Origin of the sequence: Pseudomonas sp. ATCC 13867 (assembly GCF_000349845.1) — a bacterium.
Taxonomy (GTDB): Bacteria; Pseudomonadota; Gammaproteobacteria; order Pseudomonadales; family Pseudomonadaceae; genus Pseudomonas.
Genome location: NC_020829.1, coordinates 4,499,560 through 4,524,389, shown reverse-complemented (window position 1 = coordinate 4,524,389; position 24,830 = coordinate 4,499,560). Strand labels below are relative to the sequence as shown.

At 66.6% G+C, this 24,830-nt stretch carries 19 protein-coding genes and 1 riboswitch; of the genes, 9 read left to right on the top strand and 10 right to left on the bottom strand.

Annotated elements, in window-relative coordinates; genetic code table 11:
- Positions 1-86: 86 nt before the first annotated feature.
- Positions 87-2,222 carry a methyl-accepting chemotaxis protein gene (locus tag H681_RS20210; RefSeq protein WP_015478752.1) on the bottom strand — a complete coding sequence of 712 codons (2,136 nt, stop codon included), beginning with the start codon at positions 2,220-2,222 and terminating at the stop codon, positions 87-89.
- A gap of 191 nt (positions 2,223-2,413) precedes the next feature.
- On the opposite strand from H681_RS20210, the gene H681_RS20205 reads away from it, so the two are divergent.
- Positions 2,414-3,235, top strand: a complete 822-nt coding sequence (locus H681_RS20205) for a M48 family metallopeptidase (RefSeq protein ID WP_015478751.1) — start codon at positions 2,414-2,416, stop codon at positions 3,233-3,235.
- A 35-nt stretch (positions 3,236-3,270) separates the two neighbouring features.
- Positions 3,271-4,278 carry an NAD-dependent epimerase/dehydratase family protein gene (locus H681_RS20200; protein WP_086009573.1) on the top strand — a complete coding sequence of 336 codons (1,008 nt, stop codon included), beginning with the start codon at positions 3,271-3,273 and terminating at the stop codon, positions 4,276-4,278.
- 122 nt (positions 4,279-4,400) lie between these two features.
- On the opposite strand, the gene H681_RS20195 is transcribed toward H681_RS20200, so the two are convergent.
- The 6 genes from H681_RS20195 to H681_RS20170 all read right to left on the bottom strand — a co-directional run bounded on the left by H681_RS20195 (position 4,401) and on the right by H681_RS20170 (position 10,135).
- A complete protein-coding gene (locus tag H681_RS20195) occupies positions 4,401-4,844 on the bottom strand; it encodes a ketosteroid isomerase-related protein (protein ID WP_015478749.1) in 444 nt (147 codons plus the stop codon).
- Positions 4,845-4,940: 96 nt separating this feature from the next.
- The gene (locus H681_RS20190) at positions 4,941-5,522 is read right to left on the bottom strand and encodes a TMEM165/GDT1 family protein (RefSeq protein ID WP_015478748.1); all 582 of its coding nucleotides are present in this window, start codon (positions 5,520-5,522) and stop codon (positions 4,941-4,943) included.
- 78 nt (positions 5,523-5,600) lie between these two features.
- Positions 5,601-5,732: riboswitch (yybP-ykoY riboswitch) on the bottom strand.
- A 44-nt stretch (positions 5,733-5,776) separates the two neighbouring features.
- Positions 5,777-7,234, bottom strand: a complete 1,458-nt coding sequence (locus H681_RS20185) for an amino acid permease (RefSeq protein WP_015478747.1) — start codon at positions 7,232-7,234, stop codon at positions 5,777-5,779.
- Between the two features lie 117 nt (positions 7,235-7,351).
- A complete protein-coding gene (locus tag H681_RS20180; RefSeq protein WP_015478746.1) occupies positions 7,352-8,356 on the bottom strand; it encodes a class I SAM-dependent methyltransferase in 1,005 nt (334 codons plus the stop codon).
- Positions 8,357-8,408: 52 nt separating this feature from the next.
- Positions 8,409-9,173, bottom strand: coding sequence for a DUF1835 domain-containing protein (locus H681_RS20175; RefSeq protein ID WP_015478745.1), 765 nt, complete (start codon positions 9,171-9,173; stop codon positions 8,409-8,411).
- Complete coding sequence (locus tag H681_RS20170) at positions 9,170-10,135, bottom strand: 2-hydroxyacid dehydrogenase (RefSeq protein ID WP_015478744.1); 966 nt, start codon at positions 10,133-10,135, stop codon at positions 9,170-9,172. The genes H681_RS20175 and H681_RS20170 overlap by 4 nt, the downstream gene beginning before the upstream one ends.
- 98 nt (positions 10,136-10,233) lie before the next feature.
- Here H681_RS20170 and H681_RS20165 point away from each other — a divergent pair, with 98 nt between their 5' ends.
- Positions 10,234-10,863: a LysE family translocator gene (locus H681_RS20165; protein WP_015478743.1), complete on the top strand. Its 630-nt coding sequence runs from the start codon at positions 10,234-10,236 to the stop codon at positions 10,861-10,863.
- A 303-nt stretch (positions 10,864-11,166) separates the two neighbouring features.
- Here the strand turns inward: H681_RS20165 and H681_RS20160 are convergent, their stop codons facing one another.
- Complete coding sequence (locus tag H681_RS20160) at positions 11,167-11,943, bottom strand: AraC family transcriptional regulator (protein ID WP_015478742.1); 777 nt, start codon at positions 11,941-11,943, stop codon at positions 11,167-11,169.
- Positions 11,944-12,032: 89 nt separating this feature from the next.
- Here H681_RS20160 and H681_RS20155 point away from each other — a divergent pair, with 89 nt between their 5' ends.
- On the top strand, positions 12,033-13,217 hold the full coding sequence (locus H681_RS20155; protein WP_015478741.1) for an MFS transporter: 1,185 nt from the start codon (positions 12,033-12,035) through the stop codon (positions 13,215-13,217).
- 102 nt (positions 13,218-13,319) lie between these two features.
- Here H681_RS20155 and H681_RS20150 read toward each other — a convergent pair whose 3' ends face one another.
- Positions 13,320-14,495 carry an acetyl-CoA C-acyltransferase gene (locus H681_RS20150; protein ID WP_015478740.1) on the bottom strand — a complete coding sequence of 392 codons (1,176 nt, stop codon included), beginning with the start codon at positions 14,493-14,495 and terminating at the stop codon, positions 13,320-13,322.
- Positions 14,496-14,706: 211 nt separating this feature from the next.
- On the opposite strand from H681_RS20150, the gene H681_RS20145 reads away from it, so the two are divergent.
- From H681_RS20145 to H681_RS20130, 4 genes are all read left to right on the top strand, one after another.
- On the top strand, positions 14,707-16,389 hold the full coding sequence (locus H681_RS20145) for a fatty acid--CoA ligase (protein ID WP_015478739.1): 1,683 nt from the start codon (positions 14,707-14,709) through the stop codon (positions 16,387-16,389).
- 206 nt (positions 16,390-16,595) lie between these two features.
- Positions 16,596-18,518 carry a DUF1302 domain-containing protein gene (locus H681_RS20140; RefSeq protein ID WP_015478738.1) on the top strand — a complete coding sequence of 641 codons (1,923 nt, stop codon included), beginning with the start codon at positions 16,596-16,598 and terminating at the stop codon, positions 18,516-18,518.
- Between the two features lie 153 nt (positions 18,519-18,671).
- Positions 18,672-20,039 (top strand): DUF1329 domain-containing protein, encoded by a 1,368-nt coding sequence (locus H681_RS20135; RefSeq protein ID WP_015478737.1) that lies wholly within the window; start codon positions 18,672-18,674, stop codon positions 20,037-20,039.
- A 216-nt stretch (positions 20,040-20,255) separates the two neighbouring features.
- Entirely contained in the window at positions 20,256-22,982 is a 2,727-nt protein-coding gene (locus H681_RS20130; RefSeq protein WP_015478736.1) for a LuxR C-terminal-related transcriptional regulator, read from the top strand.
- Between the two features lie 224 nt (positions 22,983-23,206).
- On the opposite strand, the gene H681_RS20125 is transcribed toward H681_RS20130, so the two are convergent.
- The gene (locus H681_RS20125; RefSeq protein WP_015478735.1) at positions 23,207-24,079 is read right to left on the bottom strand and encodes a hypothetical protein; all 873 of its coding nucleotides are present in this window, start codon (positions 24,077-24,079) and stop codon (positions 23,207-23,209) included.
- A 97-nt stretch (positions 24,080-24,176) separates the two neighbouring features.
- Here H681_RS20125 and H681_RS20120 point away from each other — a divergent pair, with 97 nt between their 5' ends.
- Positions 24,177-24,821 carry a TetR/AcrR family transcriptional regulator gene (locus H681_RS20120; protein WP_015478734.1) on the top strand — a complete coding sequence of 215 codons (645 nt, stop codon included), beginning with the start codon at positions 24,177-24,179 and terminating at the stop codon, positions 24,819-24,821.
- Positions 24,822-24,830 lie beyond the last annotated feature (9 nt).

Genomic DNA, 24,830 nt, shown 5'->3' with positions numbered 1-24,830 from the left:
AGTGAGAGGGTTGGGGTGAGCGGAGGTTCCGCAGCGGGGCGGTTCGCGAGCAAGCTCGCTCCTACAGGGCTCCTGTGCCGTTCGTTTTATACCTTGAACTGATTCACCAACCGGCGCTGCTGCTCGGCCAGCTTGGTCAGTTCGGCGCTGGCCTGGGAGGCCTCGTCGGCGCCGCCGGCCACCTGGTTGGCGACCATGCCGATGTTGCTGACGTTGCGGTTGATGTCCTCGGCCACCGCGCTCTGTTCCTCGGCGGCGCTGGCGATCTGGGTGTTCATGTCGTTGATCACCGACACCGCCTGGGTGATCGACTCCAGCGCCTGGGCCGCCTCGCTGGCGTGGCGCACGCTGTCGTCGGTCTTCTCCTGGCTCTGCTGCATCACCTGCACCACTTCACGGGTGCCATGCTGCAACTGCTGGATCATCGACTGGATTTCCTCGGTGGCCTGCTGGGTCTTCTGCGCCAGGTTGCGCACCTCGTCGGCGACCACCGCGAAGCCGCGTCCCTGTTCGCCGGCGCGGGCCGCTTCGATGGCGGCGTTGAGCGCCAGCAGGTTGGTCTGCTCGGCGATGCCGCGGATGGCTACCAGGATCGCATTGATGTTCTCGCTGTCGCGGGCCAGGGTCTGGACCACGCCCACCGCGCGGCCGATCTCGCTGGCCAGCGCCTGGATCGCCGTCGAGCTGCTCTCGACGATGCGTTTGCCGTGATGCGCGGCCTGGTCGGCGTGGTGGGCCGCTTCCGCCGCATGGGTGGCGTTGCGCGCCACGTCCTGGGCGGTGGCGGTCATTTCGTGGACGGCGGTGGCCACCAGTTCGATTTCCGCCAGTTGTTGCTGCACACCCTGGTTGGTGCGGATGGCGATGTCGGCGGTGTGCTCGGAGGAATCGCTGACGCGCTGCACCGAGGACACCACCTGGCCGATCATGCCCTGCAGCTTGCCGAGGAAAGTGTTGAAGCCCTGGGCGATGGAGCCCAGCTCGTCGGCGCGGTCGCTGGACAGGCGGCAGGTCAGGTCGCCTTCGCCCTGGGCGATGTCGTCGAGCATGCCGACCAGTTGGCGCAGCGGGCGGGCAATGCCGTGGCCGACCAGCCAGATCACCGCCAGGCCGATGGCGGCGATCAGCAGACCCACCAGGGTCATGCCGAGGGTGTCGCCGTCGCGCTGGGACTTCAGGTCCGCCTGCAGCGTGTTCAGATCGCCCAGCACGGCCTCCTGCGGCAGTTGCATGACCAGCGTCCAGCGCGCGCCGGTATCGGCGATGGTGAACGGCAGGAAGAGTTCAATCTGGCCGTGTTGCGCATCGAGCCGCGACAGCGGTTGGTCCAGGGGGAGCCTGGACAACTGGGCGAGGACATCGGCGTCCAGCACGCTGCTGGCCGGTTCGCCGAGCTTGCCGGCGTCCCGGGTGTAGGCGACCAGGCGTCCGTTGCTGGAAATCAGTGCCATCTCCCCGGCGCCGTCGTAGAGGTGGCTGTCGGCGTTCTTGAGCAGGGTCTGGATGAAGTCCAGCGACAGGTCGACGCCCACCGCCCCCTTGAACTGGCCATCGACCAGGATCGGTGCGTTGAAGGATGACATCAGCACCATCCTGCCGCCCATTTCGTAGGGGGCCGGATCGATGATGCAGGGCTGGCGCTTCTCCTTCGGGCACAGGTAGTACTCGCCCTCGCGGACGCCGGTGGGCTGCATCTTCTGGCTTTCCAGGGTGTCGCCCATCGCCTCGACGGTCAGGCTGCCGTCGCTCTTGCGGTACCACCAGGGCATGAAGCGGCCGCTGGCGTCGTAGCCCGGCTGGCCGGCATGCTCGCTGTCGTTGCCGGCGAAGGCATCGGGCTCCCAGCCGGCGAAGGCGTCGAGCAGCTTGGGATTCTGCTCCACGGTCTGGCGCAGCAGGCCGGACATCTCCGCGCGGCCGATGCCCAGCGCCGGGGCGCCGCTGGCGTCGACCTTGCCCATCAGGGCGTTGGTGTTGGCCAGGCCCTTGGCGACGGTCAGCGGGTACTCCAGTTCGCGCTGGATCTGGCTGACCTGGCCGCGCGCCAGGGCCTCCAGGCGTTCGTTGATCACCTGTTCGAGCAGCGCCTGGGTGCGCTCCTGCACCAGGGTCTGGGTCCGGGCCCCGGCGAACAGCGCGTACAGCACCAGGGCCGCGACCACCGCCAGGACACTGGCTCCGGCCAGCGCCACCACGGAAAACTGGATCGACTTGAATTTCATACGGGTACCCGAGTGCTCCAGAGCCTGCGTGTCCCTTCTTATCGGCAGGACCGGGCGGATTCCTTAGCCGGGCGTTGTAATGGGTTGTAACGCGGGTATGCACCGCCTGTTGCAGGGTGGTTGCCGGCCACCGGGGGCCGGCCTACCATGCGCGCTGTCCTTGGGAGATTGCACGGTTTCAGGAGAACAGCATGCCCAGTCTTTTCCGTGTCGCCGGCCTGGCCGCGGCCCTGCTGCTGAGCGCTTGCCAGCAGGTGAACACCACCAGCGGCGGCGTCGTCGGCGTCGATCGCAAGCAGAATATGTTCAGCATGCTGTCCAGCGCGCAGGTTGACCAGATGTACGCCCAGTCCTACCAGCAGACCCTCGGCGAAGCGTCGAAGGCCGGCAAGCTGGACGCCAGCAGCAGCGATGCCAAGCGCGTGAAGGCCATCGCCAGCCGACTGATTCCGCAGACCGGGGCCTTCCGGCCGGATGCGCCGTCCTGGCAGTGGGAAGTCAACGTGATCAAGAGTGACGAGCTCAACGCCAACTGCGGCCCCGGTGGCAAGATCATCGTCTACACCGGGCTGATCGATAAGCTGAAGCTGACCGATGACGAGCTCGCCGCGGTGATGGGCCACGAGATCGCCCACGCCCTGCGCGAGCATGGCCGCGAGGCCATGTCCCGCGCCTATGCCGAGCAGATGGGCCTGGGTATCGGCGGTGCCTTGCTGGGCCTGGGCCAGGGCAGCGTCGACCTGGCCCACCAGGTCGTCGAATACAGCCTGACCCTGCCCAACAGCCGGCAGAACGAGAACGAAGCCGACCTGATCGGCCTGGAACTGGCCGCTCGCGCCGGCTATAACCCCAACGCCGCAATGACGCTGTGGCAGAAGATGGGGCAGGCGGCCGGTGGCGACGCGCCGCCGGAAATCCTCAGTACCCACCCGGCCGACAGCACCCGGATGGCCAACCTGCAGGCAGCCATTCCGAAGGTGATGCCACTGTACGAGCAAGCCAAAGGCCGCTGAGTGGCCCGCCAGGCGCGGCGCGTGGTAGCGCCGCTGTGCAACGTGAACAGGGAGCGCCCGTGAAAATTGCTGTACTCGGAGCCACAGGGCTCCTGGGCCATCATGCCGCCCGGGCCATCAAGGCCGCGGGACACCAGCTGGTGCTGATCCACCGGCCGTCGTCACAGATCCAGCGCCTGGCTTATCTCGAGCCGGAGTACCGGGTGGCCGAACTCTTCGATCACCAGGGCATGGCCCGCGCGCTGAGTGGCCTGGACGCAGTGATCTTCAGCGCCGGCTACTACCCGGTGCGGCCGCGTCGCTGGCAGGAGGAAGTGGCCAGCGCCCTGGACCAGACCAATCATTTCTACGCGGCCTGCCTGCAGGCGAAGGTGCCGCGCATCCTCTACGTCGGTTCGGCCTTCGCCATGCCGCCTCACCCGCAGGGGCTGCCGGGGCACGAGGGGCTGTTCTACGAAGGACTGCCCACCGGCAAGAGCGCCTACGTGATGTGCAAGTGGGCGCTCGACGAGCAGGCCCGCGAGCAGGCGCGTGGCGGCTTGCCCGTGGTGATCGGGATTCCCGGCATGGTGTTGGGCGAACTCGACATCGGCCCCACCACCGGGCGCCTGATCACCGCCATCGGACATGACGAGATGCTTCACTACGTGCCGGGCCGGCGCAACGTCATCGACGCCGCCGAGGCCGGTCGTGGCCTGCTGCTGGCGCTGGAGCACGGCCGGGTTGGCGAGCGTTACCTGCTCACCGGGCACAACATCGAGATGGGCGAGCTGACTGCCACCGTCGCCCGCCTGCTCGGCAAGCCGGCACCCACGCCGATGCCGTTGCACCGGGCACGGGCCCTGGCGACCCTCGGGCGCTGGCGTTACCGACTGACCGGCAAGATGCCGCTGCTGGATGATACGGCGATCGAGGTAATGGCCGGCGGGCAGTTCCTCGATGGGCGCAAGGCGCGCGAAGAACTGCGCTTCGAGGCCCAGGTACCGCTGGAGGACACGCTGGAACGGGCGATCGCCTGGTTCCATGCCAACGACTATCTGTAACGCCCCGTAGGAGCGAGCTTGCTCGCGAACCGCACGGCACCGAGCGGCCTCTGTTCGCGAGCAAGCTCGCTCCCTACGACAGCGCAAATGCAAAAGCCCGGCAAATGCCGGGCGTTTTCATGTCAGGGCAGTGCCTTCTCGGCAAAGGGACGGTTCTGCAGCCCCATCTGCGCGCGGAAGCTCTCCATGTCGAACATGGTGCACAGCTCGAGGATTTCCCCGGTACTGCTGAATACCCAGAAGCCCATCGCCGACAGGCTGAGGATCTTCTCGCTGGCCGGATAACCGAAGGCGGGGCGGGAGATGCTGCCCAGCAAAGTGCTCCAGGTGAATACCTTGCTGCCTTCGCGGATGCATTCCTCCACCACCACTTCCAGGTCCGGCATGGCCGAGCGGATCTCCTCCACCAGCCGGCGGTAGCCGGCGTTGTTCAGCGGCTGCGCGGTGAAGGCGCTCTTGTAGATGAAGTCCGGACTGTGCAACTGCTCGGCCAGCGCCAGGTGACCCTTGTTCCACGTGAGGTCGATGTGCTGGCGGGCGAGCTTCTTGAGATCCTTCTCCGACATGGCGCTTCCTGGGTGCTGGGACGATGGCGCACCACTGTGTCCCGGATGCCGTGCACGGGCATTGGCCGGCGCGCCAGATCCCAGCGGGGGCTCGGGTTAGAACACTCCGCCAAGCTTCAGCGCATGCCACACGGCGGCCAGGCCGAGGACGGCGAAGGCGGCGGCGGCCAGGCGGCGGATCAGGTTCAGCGGCAGGCGTTCGGCGGCGAAGTTGCCGGCCAGTACCACCGGCACGTTGGCGATCAGCATGCCCAGCGTGGTGCCGATGACCACCAGCCAGAAGTGCGGGTACTGCGCGGCCAGCATCACGGTGGCGACCTGGGTCTTGTCGCCCATCTCGGCAAGGAAGAAGGCGATCAGGGTGGTGAGGAACGGACCGAATTTCTTCAGCGCGCCCTCTTCGTCGTCATCCAGTTTGTCCGGGATCAGGGTCCAGGCGGCGACCGCCAGGAAGGACACGGCCAGCACCCAGCTCAGCGTGGTTTCCGAGAAGAAGCTGGCAACCCAGCTGCCGATGGCGCCGGCGGCGAAGTGGTTGGCCAGGGTGGCGGCGATGATCCCGGCGATGATCGGCCAGGGCTTGCGGAAACGCGCGGCGAGGACGAGCGCGAGCAGTTGCGTCTTGTCGCCGATTTCCGCGAGGGCAACGATCAGGGTTGGGACGAAGAGGGATTCCATCAGGCTTCCTAAGGGGGCGGGTCGACTCAGCACCATGACACGCGCCACCTGCCCGCCCCGGGTCAGGTTGCTCGTGTCATAGGTCTTGTCAAACCCGGGCCTGAACGATGCAGGCTTGGGTCGCACGCGCCATGATCTGCGGACCAAGTGTGTTGACGCGTACCGGGCGAGCTGGGCGCTCGCGGGAGACTACTCCCCTAGGACGGGGCGCATTCTGCCCAAGTCCTGGGACTTGGGCAAGCCGGCATGTCGGATCATTCGCGGCTGGAGCGGATATCCATGTCTTCGTAGCGGATGAAACGCGTGCCGTTCTTGAAGCGGTAGCCCAGCCAGATCGTGAGGAACAGCGGGATGGTGATGTAGGTGGCGACCAGCCCGGCCCAGTCCACGTGCTCGCCGACGAACGCCTGGTAGTTCTGTCCCAGGGTGATGATCAGGCAGAGGGTGAAGGCGAACAGCGGACCGAAGGGGAACCATTTGGCGCGGTAGGGCAGGCTGTTCAAGTCGCCGCCCTGCAGGACGAAGGCCTTGCGGAAGCGGTAGTGCGACACGGCGATGCCCAGCCAGACGATGAAGCCGCACATGCCCGAGGCGTTGAGCAGCCAGGTGTAGACGGTCTTGTCGCCGATGAAGCTGGTGAGGAAGCACAGCGCGCCGACGAAGGTGGTGGCCAGCAACGCGTAGCGCGGCACCCCGCTGACGGACACCTGGTTGAATACCCGTGGCGCCTTGCCGTGCAGGGCCATGGTGTAGAGCATCCGGGTCGAGGCGTACATGCCCGAGTTGCCGGCCGAGAGGATCGCCGAGAGGATTACCGCGTTCATCACGCCCGCCGCGGCGGCCAGGCCCGCGCGCTCGAACAGCAGGGTGAAGGGCGAGGTGCTGATGTCGCTGCTGTCGGTCTTGAGCAGGTTCGGATCGGTGTAGGGGATCAGCATGCCGATCACGAAGATCGACAGGATGTAGAACATCAGGATTCGCCAGAACACCTGGCGGATGGCGATGGGAATGGATTTCTGCGGGTTCTCCGACTCGCCCGCGGCGACGCCGATCAGCTCGGTGCCCTGGAAGGAGAAGCCGGCGATCATCGCCACCCCGATCATTGCCTGCAGGCCGCCGGCGAAGGGCGCGTCACCGGTGGTGAAGTTGCTGAATCCGGGGCTGTCGATGCCGTGCATGATGCCGATGATGCTTGCCAGGCCAATGCCGATGAAGATCACCACGGCCACCACCTTGATCAGCGCGAACCAGAACTCGCTCTCGCCGAAGCCTTTCACCGAGAAGAAATTCAGCATGAACATGACGCCCAGGAACACCACGCTCCAGTAGATACCGGGCACGTCGGGGAACCAGAATTTCATCACCAGCTGCGCGGCCACCAGTTCCGCGGCGATGGTCACCGCCCAGTTGTACCAGTAGTTCCAGCCCATCGCGAAGCCGAAGCCATCGTCGATGAAGCGGCTGCCATAGGTGCAGAACGAGCCGGAATCGGGAATGTACGCCGCCAGCTCGCCCAGGCTGGTCATGAGGAAGAACACCATCAGGCCGATCAGCGCGTAGGCCATCAGGGCGCCGCCGGGGCCCGCGGTGGCAATGGTGCTGCCGGAAGCAACGAACAGGCCGGTACCGATGGAGCCGCCGATGGCGATCATATTCAGGTGTCGGGGCTTGAGGGAGCGCTTGAGGTGATGCGGCTTCTCTTTCGGCCCCATGGCGAACGTCAGTTCGACATCGTCTTTGATTCTTCGATTCACAGGTGTCCTCGATAGTCTGGGCGTGCGGCGGCGCACCGTTCCATTGGCTCGGTGCAGTGTAGTGCGAGCCTTCGATCAGCGCCGCCGGGCGCTGTAAATGCGGAAGCCGTCGGCCTCAGCCAGGATCTGACAGGGACCGAGGTGCTGCTCGATCAGCGGTGGGTATTTCAGGAAGCTGTTGGCCACCAGACGTAATTCGCCGCCGAGCGCCAGATGGCGTTCGGACTGGCGCAGCAGGTGTTCGGTGGCGGCGTAGCTGGTATGCACGCCCTGGTGGAAGGGCGGGTTGCTGACGATCGCGGCAAGCCCGGCAGGGGCCGCGTCGATACCGTCGCCGGCGATCACCTCGCCGTCCAGGCCATTGGCGGCCAGGGTCAGGCGGCTGCTTTCGAGGGCGAAGGCGTCGACGTCCAGCAGGGCCAGTTGGCTGGCCGGGTAGCGCCGCTTGAGGATGGCGCCGATGACGCCGGCGCCGCAGCCGAAGTCCAGCACCTGGCCGGTGGGCAGGCCGTCCAGTTGTTCCAGCAGCAGGGCGCTGCCGCGATCCAGGCGGCCGTGGCTGAACACGCCGGGCAGGGTGACCACCTGCAGCGGGCCGTCGGCCAGCGGCAGTTCGTAGCGTTGCGCCAGGGTGTGCAGGTCGGGCGCGCCGGGGGCGCCGTCGATGTGGGCATGCCACAGCTGGCTGTGGCGGGCGCTGTCGAGCTTGCTGGCGCGGCCGAAGACGGCGAGCTGCTTGCTGGCGCGCTCGACGCCGGCGCGTTTCTCGCCGACCAGGTACAGCTCGCCGTCCGGCACGCAGTGGGCCAGGGCGGCGAACAGGTAATCGGTGAGTTCGCGGGATTTGGGCAGGAACAGCACGGCGGCCTCGAACGCGCCTTCCGGCGGCGTCACGCCGAAATGGCAGCGGCCCGGATAGCGGGCTTCGAGCTGCCGGGCGTCGCCTGCGTGCCAGCTCCAGCCCTGGGCCTGTGGCAGGTCGCCGAGCAGGGCGTCGGCGGGCAGGCCGGCGAGCAGGACGCGGCCCTGGAAGCGCTCGATCTGGCGCAGCAGCACTTCGCTGGTGGGGGCGTTGGACATGCGGCCTCCTCGAAAAAAGGGCGCGAGTTTAGCAGGGCTCCAGTGGCCGAGCCTAGGCGAGCCGCACCTCGGCGTTGTTCCAGAGGTCGTCGCCACGCAGTTCCAGGGCGCCCGCCGCGACCTGTTCGCGCAGGCGCCAGGCGGCCAGCAGGTCGGTGACGAACAGGCCGTCGACATAGGCCATCGTCGGGCCGATCAGCGATTGCGCCGGGCGCCAGGATTCGCTGGCGCTGTCCAGCAGGACATGGTCGATGTGCGTGTAGCCGGCGCCGCTCAACTGGCCGTCCAGCCACAGGCGCAGTTCGGCGTTCTCGGCCAGGGCGCGCCGCCAGTCTTCGCCCAGGCGCTGGCGCTCGGCGGCGTCCAGTTCGTGGCTGGCGGCCAGGGCGTTGGCCAGTTCCTCGGGTTTGAGCATGGCGATGGCGTGGCGGTCCTCGCAGCGGCACTGGCCGCTGCCGGCGCCAACGCTGCGCAGGGAGACGCGTTCCGGCAGTAGCGCGCAGACGCGGCGCAGCAGCAGTTGTTCGCTGGCGCTGTCGCCGTGCCAGAGGGTGACGGAGCTGGCGTCGGGGCTGCGCAGCCAGTTGACGTCGCTGGCCAGCTCGATGGCGATTTCCCGTTCGCGCAGGACCTCGCCACCCAACTCGTGCCAGAACGCCGCGCGTTGCTGGCAGGGTGGCGTGTCCACGTCGCCCAGCGGGCCGACGGCCAGGTCGTCCGGCATCACGCGGATTTTCTTCTCCACCAGCACGCCGGCTTCCACCGCGCGGCGCAGTGCTTCGGCGGCGCCGTCGCCGCAGACCAGATGCAGGCTCATGGCGCCACCACCCGGCGCGGCTGGCCGGCGAAGAAGCCGGCGGCGTTCTCGCTCAACTGGCCGACGATGCGCTGCCGTGCCTCGCGGCTGCCCCAGGCGCTGTGCGGGGTGAGGATGAAACGCGGGAGGTCGCCGGCCAGCAGCGGGTTGCCGTCCTTCGGTGGCTCGACGCTGAGCACATCGAAGGCGGCGCCGCCCAGGTGGCCGCGGCGCAGGGTGTCGGCCAGCGCCTGCTCGTTCACCAGCCCGCCACGGGCGGTGTTGATCAGGAAGGCCGTGGGTTTCATCAGGTCCAGCTCGCGCTGGCCGATCAGGTGGCGCGTGGCCTCGGTCAGCGGGCAGTGCAAGGTCAGGGCGTCGACCTGCGGCAGCAGCTCGTCCAGCGCCAGGCGGTCGGCTCGCGGCGGTCGGCCGGGCAGCGCGCCGAGCAGCACGCGCATGCCGAAGGCTTCGGCCAGCTTCGCCACCGCGCCGCCCAGTTCGCCGTGGCCGAGCAGGCCGAGGGTCTTGCCTTCCAGCTCGACGATGGGGAAGTCCAGCAGGCAGAACTGTGGCGCCTTCTGCCAGCGACCCTCGCGGATCGCCGCCTGGTAGTCCGGCAGGCGGGTGGCCAGGGCGAGCAGCAGCATCAGGGTGTGCTGGGCCACCGACGGGGTGCCGTAACCCTGGCAGTTGCTCACCGTCACGCCGTGGCGCCGCGCGGCTTCGAGGTCGACGTTGTTGGTGCCGGTGGCGGCCACCAGGATCAGCTCGAGGTCCGGGCACTGCTCGAATACCTCGGTGCCGATGCGTACCTTGTTGCTGATCGCCACCTGCGCGCCCTGCAGGCGCTCGGCCACCTGCTGCGTGTCGCTGCGCCCGTGCAGGACCAGTTCGCCGAACCGGGCGCGCAGCGGCGCGAGGTCGAGGTCGCCGAGGTCGAGGGAGGCGTGATCGAGGAAGACGGCGCGAGCGCTGTTCATGGGGGTTGTACCTTTGCGGAATGTCGGGCTGTTGCGGGAAATCGGTCTGGCGTAAGGTGATCAGCCTAACTGTTTTTCGAAAAGGCTGCGGAGGCGCGATGTACTGGACGGAATTTCTCACCGTGGCATTGATCCACCTGCTGGCGGTGGCCAGCCCCGGCCCGGATTTCGCCGTGGTGGTGCGCGAGAGCGTGACCCACGGCCGGCGCGCCGGTACCTGGACGGCGCTGGGGGTGGGCAGCGCGATCTTCCTGCACGTCACCTATTCGCTGCTGGGCATCGGCCTGATCGTGTCGCAGTCCATCGTGTTGTTCAACGCGCTGAAATGGCTGGCGGCGGCCTACCTGCTGTACATCGGCATCAAGGCGCTGCGGGCGCGTCCGGCCGGTCCGGCGGCGGCTGAAACCCTCGTCGCGCCGGTCGCCCGTACTGCGCGCGGTGCCTATGTCGCCGGCTTCGTCACCAATGGTCTGAACCCCAAGGCCACGCTGTTCTTCCTCTCGCTGTTCACCGTGGTGATCAACCCACACACGCCGCTGCTGGTGCAGGCGGGCTACGGCGTCTACCTGGCCTGCGCGACGGCGGCCTGGTTCTGCCTGGTGGCGCTGCTGTTCAGCCAGCAGCGGGTGCGCGCCGGCTTCGCCCGGATGGGCCACTGGTTCGACCGGATGATGGGTGTGGTGCTGGTGGGGCTGGGGATCAAGCTGGCGTTTACCGAGCTGCGCTGAGGCGTGGGATGACGCTTTCGCAGGAGCGGGCTCTTTCCGCGATTCGCCGGTAGGTTGGGTGTCAAGCGGGTTCGCGAGCAAGCTCGCTCCTACGGGACGACCGGGATGGCATGGAGCGAAGCGCTACCCGTCATGGCGGATGACGTTGCGCATTATTCGCCCTACGACGAGCAAGGGCATCGCGGACGGAGGGAGCCGTGCAGCATTCCCCATAGGAGCAAGGACATGCCCTTGTAGGAGCGAGCTTGCTCGCGAACCTTCTCCGCTGCGGGGCCGTTCGCGAGCAAGCTCGCTCCTGCGGGGTCAGACCTTGATCTCGGCCAGTTGCGCCAATGCCTGCAGGTATTCCCGAGGGTTCTCCCCCAACAACCTTCGGAACATCGCACTGAACGCCCGCCCGCTGGTGTAGCCGAGCGCGGCGGCGACGCTCTGTACGCTCTCGCCGGCCAGCAGGCGCGGCAGTGCTTCGGTCAGGCGCAGTTGCTGGCGCCATTCCTGGTAGCTCATGCCCAGTTCCTGGCGGAACAATCTCGCCAGGGTGCGCGAGCTGGCGCCTACCTGCTGGCCCCAATCCTCCAGGGTGTGCGGGTGTTCGGGATGTTTCAGCAACGCCTTGCAGATCGCCTGCAGGCGTCGGTCGACGGGCAGCGGCAGGGCCAGGGGCAGACGCTCCAGGGTGGCGATCTCCAGCAGGATCAACTGCTCCAGCAGCGGCAACGCCGGCTCGCCGGGCTGTGCCTGCCAGCGGATACAGCGCAGGATCATCTCCCGCAGCAGTGGCGTGACCGCCAGCACGCAGCAATCGGCCAGGTGCTGCGGGCAGGCCTCGGCGCGGATGAACAGGGTGCGCATGTGCACCTCGCCGGACATCTGGATCTCATGCCGGATACCCGGCGGAATCCACACCGCGCGGGTCGGCGGAATGACCCAGGCGCCCTGGTGTGTCACCAGCCGCATCATGCCGCTGGCGGCGTAGAGCAGTTGTGCCTGCGGATGATCGTGGGGCAGCACGTGGTGTCCGTCGGCATAGTCGAAGCCAATGGCGGCGAGACGTGAGTCCTGGGGGATCTGCAGGTGCATGTCGGATCTGATGACTTTTCTGTCAGGTCTGCGTTTTCCAGACAACCTAGCATGGAGGCTCCTTCCCACCAACCCGAGAGCCCGACGCCATGTCCCGACCTCGAACGATCATCCGTTACATCAACGCCGCCCACATCATCGATCACATGTTCATGCTGATCTTCCCGGCCGCCGTGCTGGGCATGACGCAACACTTCGGCCTGACCTACGCCGAAATGATCGGCCTGTCCCTGGGCGGCTTCATCGCCTTCGGCGCCTGTTCGATCCCGGCTGGCTGGCTAGGCGACAAGTGGGACCGCCGGCACATGATGCAGCTGTTCTTCTTCGGCATCGGCGCATCCTCCATCCTCACCGGCCTGGCCGGCTCGGTGCCGCTGCTGGTTGCCGGCCTGACCCTGATCGGCGTGTTCGCCGCGATCTACCACCCGGTGGGTACCGCGATGCTGGTGGCCCATGCGCAGAACCGTGGCCACGAGATCGGCATCAACGGCATGTGGGGCAACCTGGGCGTGGCGTTCGCCGCCTTGCTGACCGGTTTCCTCACCGCGCACTTCGGCTGGCGCGCGGCGTTCATCCTGCCGGGGGCGGTGGCGGTGCTGATCGGCATCGGCTTCGCCTGGCAGGTGCGCGCCGAGGCGCCGGTGGCGGTGCCGCATCCGGCGCCGCGCGGCGTGGGCGGGCAGAAGCTGTCGATGCCGCGGGTGTTCGGCGTGCTGGCGCTGGTGACGGCCACCGGCGGTGTGGTGTTCAACGCCAGCACCGTGACCTATCCGCGGCTGTTCCAGGTGCGTCTTGAGGAACTGCTGGCCTCGCCGGAAAGCCTTGGCGTGGTGGTCAGCCTGGCCTATGCCTTCGGCGCCGTGGCGCAACTGATCATGGGCCGCCTGCTGGACCGCTTCAGCCTCAAGGGGCCGTTCCTGCTCATGACGCTCTGCCAGGGCCCGTTGCTGGTGGCGCTGGCCTATGTCTCCGGCTGGCCGCTGGCGGTGGTCGGCGCGCTGTTCATGTTCGCGGTGTTCGGCCAGGTGACGGTGAACGACGCGATGGTCGCCAATTTCGTCGCGCCGCAATGGCAGGCGCGGGTGTTCGCCTTGCGCTATTTCGTGTCCTTCGGCGCCAGCGCGGCGGCGATTCCGCTGATCAGCTACATCGAGCCGCGCCAGGGGCTGAGCGGGCTGTACCTGATCCTCGCGGTGCTGGGGGCGGTCACCTTCCTGGCTGCGGTGGTGTTCCCGCGCACGGCGCCGCATGCGCCGAAGGTGGCGGCGGCTTAGGGCAGACGCGTCCGTCGTGGACGGTTCGCGAGCAAGCTCGCTGCTGCAAGGAGTCATGAAAAAGGGGCGCCGAGGCGCCCCTTTTTCAGGTCGGATCGAAGATCAGACCAGCTCGACCGCCACCGCGGTGGCTTCGCCGCCGCCGATGCACAGCGAGGCGATGCCGCGCTTGCCGCCCGTCCTCTGCAGGGCGTTGATCAGGGTGACGATGATCCGCGAGCCGGTGGAGCCGACCGGGTGGCCCTGGGCGCAGGCGCCGCCGTAGACGTTGACCTTGGCGTGGTCCAGGCCGTGTTCGCGCATGGCGAGCATGGTGACCATGGCGAAGGCTTCGTTGATCTCGAACAGATCCACGTCGTCCTTGTTCCAGCCGGTCTTCTTGAACAGATTGGTCATGGCGCCGATCGGGGCCAGGGTGAACTCGGCCGGGGCCTGGCTCTGGGTGGCGTGGCCGACGATCTTCGCCAGCGGCTTCAGGCCACGGCGCGCGGCTTCTTCGGCGGTCATCAGGACCAGTGCGGAGGCGCCGTCGGAGATGGAGCTGGCGTTGGCGGCGGTGATGGTGCCGTCCTTCTTGAACGCAGGCTTCAGGCCCGGAATCTTGTCCAGGTTGGCGGTCAGCGGCTGCTCGTCGTCCTTCACCACGGTCTCGCCCTTGCGGGTGGTCACGGTGACCGGAACGATTTCCGAAGCTAGCGAGCCGTCCTTGATGGCGGCCTGGGCGCGCTTGAGGGATTCGATGGCGTAGGTGTCCATCTCCTCGCGGGTCACGCCGTACTGGTCGGCGGTTTCCTGGGCGAAGGAGCCCATCAGGCGGCCGCTGCGGGCGTCTTCCAGGCCGTCGAGGAACATGTGGTCCTTGATCTCGCCGTGGCCCATGCGCAGGCCGGTACGGGCCTTCTCCAGCACGTAGGGGGCGTTGGACATGCTTTCCATGCCGCCGGCGACCATGACGGTGTTGGTGCCTGCCTTGAGCAGGTCGTGGGCCAGCATCACGGCTTTCATGCCGGAGCCGCAGAGCTTGTTGATGGTGGTGCAGCCGGTGGCGGCGGGCAGGCCGGCGTTCAGGGCCGCCTGGCGGGCCGGGCCCTGCTTCAGGCCGGCGGGCAACACGTTGCCCATGATCACTTCCTGCACGTCCTCGGGCTGGATGCCAGCACGGGAAATGGCTTCGCGGATGGCGGCGGCGCCCAGTTCCACGGCGGGAACACTGGACAGGCTGCCCTGGAAGCCGCCCATCGGAGTACGGGCGCCGCTGACGATGACGATCTCGGACATGAAACTAACCTCTTCGCTCTTGTTGTGGTGCGCTATCGGGTACCGATCGTGAACGACCGGGCGGGGGGGATTCTACCGCGTGACCGGAAGTCGCCAAAGAGTCATTGGCAAATCACTCTTTTGACTGATGAACGGACACAGGTGGGCCTCTAGAGTCGGACCCATTCTGATGAGTCTCATCTTGCAATCCAGCCTTGAGAGTGCGCACGCCATGCTGAAAACCCGCGTCATCCCTGCTGCACAGAATGCCCACCAGTACCCGTTGCTGATCAAGAGCCTGCTGCTGTCGGGCAGCCGTTATGAAAAGGGCAGGGAGATCGTCTATCGCGACACCGTGCGCTACAGCTACGCCACCTTCAACGAGCGCGTGGCGCGCCTGGCCAACCTGCTGACCGAGGCCGGCGTGAAGGCCGGCGACACCGTGGCGGTGATGGATTGGGACAGCCACCGCTACCTGGAATGCATGTTCGCCATCCCGATGATCGGCGCGGTGCTGCACACCATCAACATCCGCCTCTCGCCGGACCAGATCCTCTACACCATGAACCACGCCGAGGACCGCTTCGTGCTGGTCAACAGCGAGTTCGTGCCGCTCTACCAGGGCATTGCCGGGCAGTTGACCACGGTGGAGAAGACCCTGCTGATCACCGACGGCGCCGACAAGACCTGTACGCTGCCCAACTGCATCGGCGAGTACGAGACCCTGCTGGCCCAGGCCAGCCCGCGCTACGCCTTCCCCGATTTCGACGAAAACTCGGTGGCCACCACCTTCTATACCACCGGCACCACCGGCAACCCCAAGGGCGTGTACTTCACCCACCGGCAACTGGTGCTGCACACCCTGGCGATGGCCTCGACCATCGGCAGCCTGGACAGCATCCGCCTGATGGGCACCAATGATGTGTACATGCCGATCACCCCGATGTTCCACGTCCACGCCTGGGGCGTGCCGTACGTGGCGACCATGCTGGGGGTGAAGCAGGTATACCCCGGCCGCTACGAGCCGGAGCTGCTGTGCAGGCTGATCCGCGAGGAGAAGGTGACCTTCTCCCACTGCGTGCCGACCATCCTGCAGATGATGCTCAACGCCGCCGGCGCCCAGGACCACGACTTCGGCGGGCTGAAGATCATCATCGGCGGCAGCGCCCTGAACCGCGCGCTGTACGACGCGGCCAAGGCCAGGGGCATTCAGCTCACCGCCGCCTACGGCATGTCCGAGACCTGCCCGCTGATTTCCTGTGGCTACCTCAACCAGGAGCTGTGCGCCGGCAGCGAGGATGAGCGCACCACCTATCGCATCAAGGCCGGCGTGCCGGTACCGCTGGTGGAAGCGGCGATCATGGACGAGCACGGCCAGTTCCTCCCGGCGGACGGCGAGTCCCAGGGCGAGCTGGTGCTGCGCGCGCCCTGGCTGACCCAGGGCTATTTCCAGGAACCGGAGAAGGGCGAGGAGCTCTGGGCCGGCGGCTGGATGCACACCGGCGATGTGGCGACCCTCGACGGCATGGGTTTCATCGACATCCGCGACCGCATCAAGGATGTGATCAAGACCGGCGGCGAATGGTTGTCGTCGCTGGAGCTGGAAGACCTGATCAGCCGCCATTCTGCGGTGCGCGAAGTCGCCGTGGTGGGCGTGCCAGACCCGCAGTGGGGCGAGCGTCCGTTCGCGCTGCTGGTGCTGCGCGAGGGGCAGTCGCTGGACGCCAAGGGACTGAAGGAGCACCTCAAGCCTTTCGTCGAGCAGGGGAACATCAACAAGTGGGCGATTCCTTCCCAGATCGCCGTTGTTACTGAAGTTCCCAAGACCAGCGTCGGCAAGCTCGACAAGAAGCGCATCCGGGTAGACATCGCCCAATGGCAGGAGGCCGGCAGCGCCTTCCTTTCCACGGTTTGAGCGACGACCGGCCGGTCAGGTCGTGAAGCGTGCGTGCCAAGCAAGCGCTTGGCCGCGCGCAGCCCAGTCGTGGTGCCGCTCCGGGCCTGCGCAGGTGTCTAGGAAGGGGCTTTGTAAGACAAATCACACTTTAGAGCGATCAAGCTGCGGGGGACGCTGGATATAGTCGCCACTACTCATAACAAAAAACACATGGAGTAGCGTCGATGAAAACCATGCAACATATCTGGCGACTGGCGCGGCTGCCGCTGGCCGTCAGCCTGGCGTCCTCGCTGGCGACCCCCGCTTCGGCCGTCACCTTCAACATCGGGGAAATCGAAGGTTCGTTCGACTCGTCGCTGTCCGTGGGGGCCAGCTGGTCGACGCAGAATCCGAACAAGAACCTCATCGGCGTCAACAACGGTGGCAAGGGCCTGTCCCAGACCTCCGACGACGGCCACCTGAACTACAAGGCCGGCAAGACCTTCTCGAAGATCTTCAAGGGCATCCACGACCTCGAGCTGAAGTATCAGGACACCGGCGTGTTCCTGCGTGGCAAGTACTGGTACGACTTCGAGCAGAAGGACGAGAACACCGAGTTCAAGCCGCTCTCCGACCACAACCGCAAGGAAGCCGCCCAGGCCTCCGGCGCCGAACTGCTCGACGCCTTCATCTACCACAACTACAACATCGCTGAGATGCCGGGCACCGTGCGCCTGGGCAAGCAGGTGGTGAACTGGGGCGAGAGTACCTTCATCCAGAACGGCATCAGCGTGATCAACCCGTTCGACGTGACCGCCTTCCGCCGTCCGGGCTCCGAGATCAAGGAAGCCCTGGTGCCGGTGAACATGTTCTACCTGTCGCAGAACCTCACCGACAACCTCTCCGCCGAAGGCTTCTACCAGCTGGAGTGGGACCAGACGGTGGTCGACAACTGCGGCACCTTCTTCTCCCAGCCGGACGTTGTCGCCGACGGTTGTACCCAGAACCTGGCGGTGCTGACCAATAACCAGGCGTCGATCAACCTGCTCAATGGCCTGCTGGGTCCGGACCTGGCGCTGACCCCGTCGCCGTGGAACGAAGGGGTCGTGGTCAAGCGCGGACCGGACCGCGACGCTCGCGACAGCGGCCAGTACGGCTTCTCCCTGAAGTACTTCGCCGACAGCCTGAATACCGAGTTCGGCGGCTACTACATGAACTACCACAGCCGTCTGCCGATCTTCAGCGGCAAGGGCGCCGATGCTTCCAAGGTGACGCAGATCAACCAACTGATCACCAACATCGCCGCCATCAGCCCGTCCCTGGCGGCCCAGGCCGGCGCCGCGGCGATGGCCGGCAACTCCAGCTACTTCATCGAGTACCCGGAAGACATTCGCCTGTACGGCCTGAGCTTCTCCACCACGCTGCCCACCGGCACCGCCTGGCAGGGCGAGATCAGCTACCGCCCGAACGCTCCGGTGCAACTGAACACCACCGACATCCTCTATTCCGGCCTGGACCCGGTGGCCATCGGCGGCAACCATGTGTACGACAATGCATCGGTGCTCAACGGCGCGGCCGGCGAGGACCTGCACGGCTATCGCCGCAAGGAAATCACCCAACTGCAGACCACCTTCACCCACTTCTTCGACCAGGTCATGGGCGCCGAGCGCGTGACCCTGGTGGGCGAGGTCGGCTGGACCCACGTCGGCGGCCTGGAAAGCCAGAACAAGGCGCGCTACGGCCGTGATCCGGTCTTCGGCCCCGGCCCGCTGGACGGCACCCTCAACGGCCTGGCCACCTGCGAGGCGCTGAACGCTTCCACCCTGGGCACCACCAACGCCAACAACGTCAGCCGCAACTGCGAGAGCGAAGGCTTCACCACCGCCGACTCCTGGGGTTATCGCATGCGCGCGATCTGGGACTACAACGACGTCTTCGCCGGGGTGAACCTCAAGCCGAACGTGGCCTGGCAGCACGACGTGAACGGTTACTCGCCCGGCCCGGGCGGCAACTTCGAGGAAGGCCGCAAGGCGGTCAGCCTGGGTGTGGATGCCGACTACCTGAACACCTACACCGCCAGCCTGGCCTACACCAACTTCTTCGACGGCAAGTACTCCACCGTCGATGACCGCGACTTCGTCAGCCTCAGCTTCGGGGTGAACTTCTAAGCCGGCTGTTCAACCGGTACCCGGCCCGCAGCCGCTGCGGGCCATCCGCCGGTCGGTCGAAGCGGCCGGCGGCGCAGCAGATACAGGCCGCGACCCGCCCCCGCCAGGGGCGGCCCCCGCGGAGGGCACAGACTCAACGAGGACGACATACGAATGAGAACAACAAAGATCCTGCTGCACACTGGCGCCCTGGCGCTCAGCCTGCTCGCTACCCAGGTGATGGCGGCCGTCTCCGCCGATGAAGCCGCCAAGCTGGGCGCCACCCTGACGCCGATGGGCGCGGAAAAGGCCGGCAACGCCGACGGCAGCATTCCTGCCTGGACCGGCGGCCTGCCGAAGAACGCCGGCACCGCCGACAGCAAGGGCTTCCTCTCCGATCCGTTCGCCAGCGAGAAGCCGCTGTTCACCATCTCCGCGCAGAACATGGACCAGTACAAGGACAAGCTGACCCCCGGCCAGCAGGCCATGTTCAAGCGCTACCCCGACACCTACAAGATGCCGGTGTACCCGTCGCACCGTACCGCCACCGTGCCGGAGAGCGTGCTGGAGGCGACCAAGAAGAACGCCACCACCACCAAGCTGCTGCAGGGCGGCAACGGCCTGGAGAACTTCCAGGTGGCCAACCCCTTCCCGATTCCGAAGGATGGCCTGGAAGTCATCTGGAACCACATCACCCGCTACCGTGGCGGCCACGTGCGCCGTCTGGTGACCCAGGCCACGCCGCAGGTCAACGGTTCCTACTCGCTGGTGTACTTCCAGGACGAGTTCGTCTTCCGCTCCGACCTGAAGGACTACAACGCCAGCAAGCCGAGCAACGTGCTGTTCTACTTCAAGCAACGCGTCACCGCCCCGGCGCGCCTGGCCGGTAACGTGCTGCTGGTGCACGAGACCCTCGACCAGGTGAAGGAACCGCGCCTGGCCTGGCTCTACAACGCCGGCCAGCGCCGCGTGCGCCGCGCCCCGCAGGTGTCCTACGACGGCCCGGGTACTGCCGCCGACGGCCTGCGTACCTCCGACAACCTGGACATGTACAACGGCGCGCCGGACCGCTACGACTGGAAACTGGTGGGCAAGCAGGAGCTGTACATTCCGTACAACAACTACAAGATGGACGATCCGAAGCTGAAGTATTCGGACATCATCAAGCCCGGCCACCTGAACCAGGACCTGTCCCGCTACGAGCTGCACCGCGTGTGGCACGTGACCGCCACCCTGAAGCCGGGCGAGCGCCACATCTACGCCAAGCGTGATTTCTACATCGACGAGGACACCTGGCAGGCCGTGGAAATCGACCACTACGACGGTCGCGGCACCCTGTGGCGCGTGGCCGAGGCCTTCAGCCAGTACTACTACAACTACCAGGTACCGTGGTACACCGCCGAAACTCTGTATGACCTGCTCTCCGGCCGCTACCTGGTGCTGGGTCTGAAGAACGAGGAGAAATCCGCCTACGACTTCAACTACAGCGCTTCGGAAAGCGACTTCACCCCGGCAGCGCTGCGCCAGGAGGGCGTACGCTGATCCCCCGATCCCCACGGGTGGTTCCACGGTGACAAAAGACCGGCCTTCGGGCCGGTTTTTTTATGGACGATCATCTGCCAGGTGAATGGGAGGGCCGAAGGTAGGAAGATGTCTGGTCATCTTGTGGGCAACGGTAACAAAATCGGCTTCAAATACCGCTCATGAGCGGCTAGGCTCCGTCCACATAGAGACAAGAGCTAGAGCAAGAGCCAGGTGATGACCGACTTCTCGACTCTGCCACGACTGACCGAGGTTCCCACCAGCACGGGGGGCAGCCGCTTCTTCCGGCCGCCGCTGCCGCATGGCTACGTCTCGCGTTCGCGATTGTGCGAACGCATGGCGGCGGGGCTCGAGGGACGGCTGATCCTGGTGTCCGCGCCGGCGGGGTTCGGCAAGAGCTCACTGGCCATCGAGTTCTGCCAGACGCTGGAAAGCCAATGGCGCAGTCTGTGGCTGGGGCTCAGTGCCAGGGACAGTGATCCGGGGCGTTTCCTCGAGCGCCTGCTCGAAGGCTTGCGCCTGCACTTTCCCATGCTGGGCGAAGAGGCCCTGGGCATCCTGAAGATGCGTCAGCGGCACCAGCCGTTCGCCTTCGAAGCCTGGCTCGATGACCTGCTCGATGAACTGCTGGACAGCCTGTCCGCCGAGCGGCCGCTGCTGCTGGTGCTCGACGACTACCACCTGGCCCAGGGCGCGGTACTCGACCGTTGCCTGCAATTCCTCCTCAATCACCAGCCGCCCGGCCTGGTACTGCTGGTTACCAGCCGCCAGCGTCCCGACTGGCACCTGGCGCGCTTGCGCCTGTCGCGGCATCTGCTGGAGCTCACCGAACAGGACCTGCGCCTGACCGCCGAGGAAACCGCGCGGCTGGTCTCCGCCAACGGCGCGCAACTGGACGACAACGCCCTGGACAACCTGGTCGAGCGCAGCGAAGGCTGGATCGCCGGGCTGCGCCTGTGGCTGCTGGCCCACGGCGACGAACTGGCGGCGAAAGTGCCGGACCTGTCGGTGCATGGCGCCGAGGAATTGATCCGCGATTACCTGCTGGAAGAAGTGATCGACAAGCAGCCGCCGGAGGTACAGGTCTTCCTGTACCAGACCGCGCGCTTCGAGCGCTTCTGCGCCGAACTCTGCGATGCCGTGCGCGAGGCCTACGACAGCGCGGCGATCCTGCGGCACTTGCAGCAGCACCAGGTGTTCCTGGTGCCGCTGGACGAGCAGGGCCGGTGGTTCCGCTACCACCACCTGTTCTCCGACCTGCTCTTGGCGCGGTCGCTGCCCGGCTCCGGCCCTTCGGCGGCGGCGCTGCACCTGCGCGCGTGCCGTTGGTTCAGCAGCCAGGGGCTGTTCGACGACGCTGTGGAGCAGGCCCTGCGCGCCGGCCACCCGGAAGTGGCGGCGAACCTGGTGCAGAGCCTGTCCGAGGAACAACTGCTGGCCGAGCAGAACGTCGCCACGCTGCTGCGCTGGAAGATGGACCTGCCCGACAGCCTGCTGGCCAGCACGCCGCGCCTGATCGTGCTGTACAGCTGGGCGCTGGCGCTGGCCTGCCAGCTGGATGCGGCCGAGGAACTGGCGCTGCAGTTGTCGCGCTTCCTGCCGGCGGCCGATGCGGCGACCCAGCATGATCTGGTGGCCCAGTGGCAGGCGCTGACCGGGGTGGTCGCCCGTGGCCGTGGCGACATCGAAACCGCCGAGCGACACTGCGTGGAAGCCTTGCAGGGGCTCGGTTCGGAGCGCTTCGGCCCGCGCCTGCTGTGCCTGTCCACGCTGAGCAACCTGGCCGTCGTCCGCGACGACCTGTGGCGCGCCCGTGGCCTGAACCGCGAGGCGCTGGAGCTGGCGCAGCGTTTCGGCAATCCGCTGTTCGAGGCGATGGTGCATTACGACCGCGCCCGGGTCTTGCAGGCGCGCGGCGAAGTGCTGCGCGCCGAAGAGGAAGTGCGCCAGGGACTGGCGCGGTTGTCCGGCTTGTCGGCGCAGCGTCGCTACGCGGCGCGCGGGCGGCTGATGCTCTACCAGGGCTATCTGTGCAGCCTGGCCTTGCGCCCGGACGAGGCGCGCAAGTGCCTCAAGGCCGGGATCGAAGAGGCGCGCGCCTGCCGGGACATCAGCCTGGTCATCGGCTTCTGCGTGCTGGCCAGCCTGGAAGGGCGGCTGGGCAACTACACCCGTGCGTTCGGCCACCTGGGCGAAGTCGAGCGGATGATGCACGTGTGGGACGTGCCGCCGGTCTACTACCTGTCGGCCATCACCCTGGTCAAGTGCGAGCTCTGGCTCGGCCAGGGACAGACTGAATTGGCGGCCGCCTGGCTGGAGCGCCTGCGCGACACCTATACCGGTTCGGAGTCGGCCATGCCGCCGGAGTGTGCGCCGCAGTTGCCGCGCAACGTGGAGATGCTCCAGGCCCAACTGGAGTGCCGTGAAGGCCGGAGCGAGGCCGCCGAGTCGCGGCTGCGCGCAGTGGCTGGCGGAGCGCTGGCGGTCGGCGCCCAGTTGCAGGCGCGGCTGGCGCAAGGACAACTGATCGTGCTGCTGCTGCAGGAAGGGCGCGAGCGCGAGGCGGAGACGCTGCTGCAGGAGTGCCTGGACGGCTTGGTGACCGGGCTGGTGATTCCGCTGCACGAGACGCTGCAGCAGCATCCGGACTGGTTGCGCGAGCAACTGGCCGCCCGCCCCTCGACCGCCGAGGGGGAGGCACTGCGCGAGCGGCTGCCGGTACCGCCGGAGCGCGGTGGGCAGGTGGCCGATTGCCTGAGCGGACGCGAACTGGCGGTGCTGGAACTGATTGCCCAGGGGTGCTCCAACCAGGAGATCAGCGAGCGACTGTTCATCTCCCTGCACACGGTCAAGAGCCACGCCCGCCACATCAACGACAAGCTCGGCGTGGAGCGCCGCACCCAGGCGGTGGCGCGGGCGAAGGAGATGGGGTTGTTGCGCTAGGGGCGACTCCTCTGCCTGGGCTTCCCCTCACTCCAGCCCTCGGCTTTGGCATCCTGCGTCGCTCTACCTCCTGCATCCATGCGGTCGTCTCCCGGGAGGAGAGGGTGCCGTATGTGCCGGTTGAAGCTATGGTTTCTCCTGTGCCGATCAGTCCCCTCTCCCTCTGGGAGAGGGCTAGGGGGAGGGCCGCCGATGCCAGGGTGCGGAGTGGAGCTCATCCCCGCTTACATCCCCTTCTTCTTCTCTGCCTCCGGTGGCGCGCTCAGGTCCAGCCCCTTGGGCACAGGCTGCCCTTTGGCCGGGGCGGCCAGCTGACGCTGTACGTCATCCTGGATCGCCTGCAGCACCGGCAGCAGGTCGCGCATGTTCTCGCGTACTTCCGCATAGGCGTGCTTCTGCGCCAGTTCGTCCACGCGCATCAGCAACTGCGCGCGTACTTCTGCCGGCAGGTGGACGAACAGCTCCGGCATCTGCTTGGCCAGTTCGGCGCTGTAGAGCACCAGGTCCTGACGGTCGAACTGGGCGGTGAGGCCCAGGTAGTCCAGCGCGCTGCTGGTGAGCATCGACGCGGCGGCCTTGGCCTCTTGCATGCCTTGCAGGCGCACCGGGTTGCGCTGTTCGTTCTGTGCCAGGGTCATCCAGAACTCCACCGTCAGGTTGAACAGGATCGCCTGTTCACGCAGCGAGTAGCTCATCAGGCCCAGCGCCTCGGCGCCATACGGTTGCTTGGCGGCGCGGAAGTTGAAGTACAGGCGCATCAGCTCCTTGAGCTTGAACAGCACCTCGCGCGCCTCGTTCTGCCGCAGCTCCAGCGGCGCGTAGATGTTCAGTTGCGGGCGGAAATTCTCCTCGCTGACCATGCGCTGGTAGATCGGCCCGGTGAACTCGCCGCTGCGCCGAGGCAGGCCGTTGGCCTGGGTTTCGTCGATCTTTTTCAGCGCCTCGATCAGCACCTGGTAGTCGGCGCTGGTCCAGGGGCGCTGGATGTCCGGGATCTTTTGCCCGAGGTAGTACAGATCGGCGCTGGAGGCGGGGCGGCAGAGAACCAGCAAAAGGATGGTCAGCGGCCAGAGCAGACGGCGTGGTAGGTTCGGCACGAACGGGCTTTCCTTGCGCGGGAGCGGTCGGCCTAGGTTAGCGAGGCCGGGGGGCGGCGTCATCCCGCGCCTTGGTTGGGTGCAGTGGGGAGGGGCGATGGAATCGGCAGCGGTCAGTGCGGTCTTCGAGGACCTGGGCGGCTTCGGCGCGGTGGCGCGGCAGAGCGAGGGGCCGCTGGTGGGGCATCTGCAACGGGCCAATATCCAGTTGGCGAGCATTCCGGTGTTCGTCGCCAAGGGGCTGGCCGACACCACGGTGAACGACCTGCTGGATGCCGCCAAGGTGTCGCGGCGCACCTTCTACAAGTACTTCCAGAGCAAGCTCGACGTGCTCGAAGGCATCTATCGCACGGCGGTGCAGCTGCTGCTGATGCGCTTTCGTGAGATGCGCACCGACGCCGGCAGCACCGACGCCTGGCTGCGCGCGATGGTCGAGCGTTTCTTCGACTATCACCTGGCGGTGGGGCCGATCATCCGCCTGATGCACGAGGAAGCGTTACGCACCGACTCGCCGCTTGCGGCCCATCGCGCCGAAGCGCACCGGGAACTGCGGGCGTTGCTGGAGGAGCGTTTCCAGGGCGAAGGCGTGCGGCACGCGGCGCTGACCTACCAGGCGCTGATCTGGGCGCTGGAGGCGACGTCGCTGGAGCTGCTGGGCAAGGGCGGCGACATGCCGCTGGGCGAGGTCAAGCAAGTCATCGGCGACCTGCTGGTGACGACACTCTGTTCGCGCACTACCTAGGTTGGGCGC

Coding starts and splice junctions, on each gene's coding strand:
- H681_RS20210 (WP_015478752.1), bottom strand. CDS start 2,222: ATGAAATTCAAGTCGATCCAGTTTTCCGTGGTGGCGCTGGCCGGAGCC.
- H681_RS20205 (WP_015478751.1), top strand. CDS start 2,414: ATGCCCAGTCTTTTCCGTGTCGCCGGCCTGGCCGCGGCCCTGCTGCTG.
- H681_RS20195 (WP_015478749.1), bottom strand. CDS start 4,844: ATGTCGGAGAAGGATCTCAAGAAGCTCGCCCGCCAGCACATCGACCTC.
- H681_RS20190 (WP_015478748.1), bottom strand. CDS start 5,522: ATGGAATCCCTCTTCGTCCCAACCCTGATCGTTGCCCTCGCGGAAATC.
- H681_RS20185 (WP_015478747.1), bottom strand. CDS start 7,234: ATGGGGCCGAAAGAGAAGCCGCATCACCTCAAGCGCTCCCTCAAGCCC.
- H681_RS20180 (WP_015478746.1), bottom strand. CDS start 8,356: ATGTCCAACGCCCCCACCAGCGAAGTGCTGCTGCGCCAGATCGAGCGC.
- H681_RS20175 (WP_015478745.1), bottom strand. CDS start 9,173: ATGAGCCTGCATCTGGTCTGCGGCGACGGCGCCGCCGAAGCACTGCGC.
- H681_RS20170 (WP_015478744.1), bottom strand. CDS start 10,135: ATGAACAGCGCTCGCGCCGTCTTCCTCGATCACGCCTCCCTCGACCTC.
- H681_RS20165 (WP_015478743.1), top strand. CDS start 10,234: ATGTACTGGACGGAATTTCTCACCGTGGCATTGATCCACCTGCTGGCG.
- H681_RS20160 (WP_015478742.1), bottom strand. CDS start 11,943: ATGCACCTGCAGATCCCCCAGGACTCACGTCTCGCCGCCATTGGCTTC.
- H681_RS20155 (WP_015478741.1), top strand. CDS start 12,033: ATGTCCCGACCTCGAACGATCATCCGTTACATCAACGCCGCCCACATC.
- H681_RS20150 (WP_015478740.1), bottom strand. CDS start 14,495: ATGTCCGAGATCGTCATCGTCAGCGGCGCCCGTACTCCGATGGGCGGC.
- H681_RS20145 (WP_015478739.1), top strand. CDS start 14,707: ATGCTGAAAACCCGCGTCATCCCTGCTGCACAGAATGCCCACCAGTAC.
- H681_RS20140 (WP_015478738.1), top strand. CDS start 16,596: ATGAAAACCATGCAACATATCTGGCGACTGGCGCGGCTGCCGCTGGCC.
- H681_RS20135 (WP_015478737.1), top strand. CDS start 18,672: ATGAGAACAACAAAGATCCTGCTGCACACTGGCGCCCTGGCGCTCAGC.
- H681_RS20130 (WP_015478736.1), top strand. CDS start 20,256: ATGACCGACTTCTCGACTCTGCCACGACTGACCGAGGTTCCCACCAGC.
- H681_RS20120 (WP_015478734.1), top strand. CDS start 24,177: ATGGAATCGGCAGCGGTCAGTGCGGTCTTCGAGGACCTGGGCGGCTTC.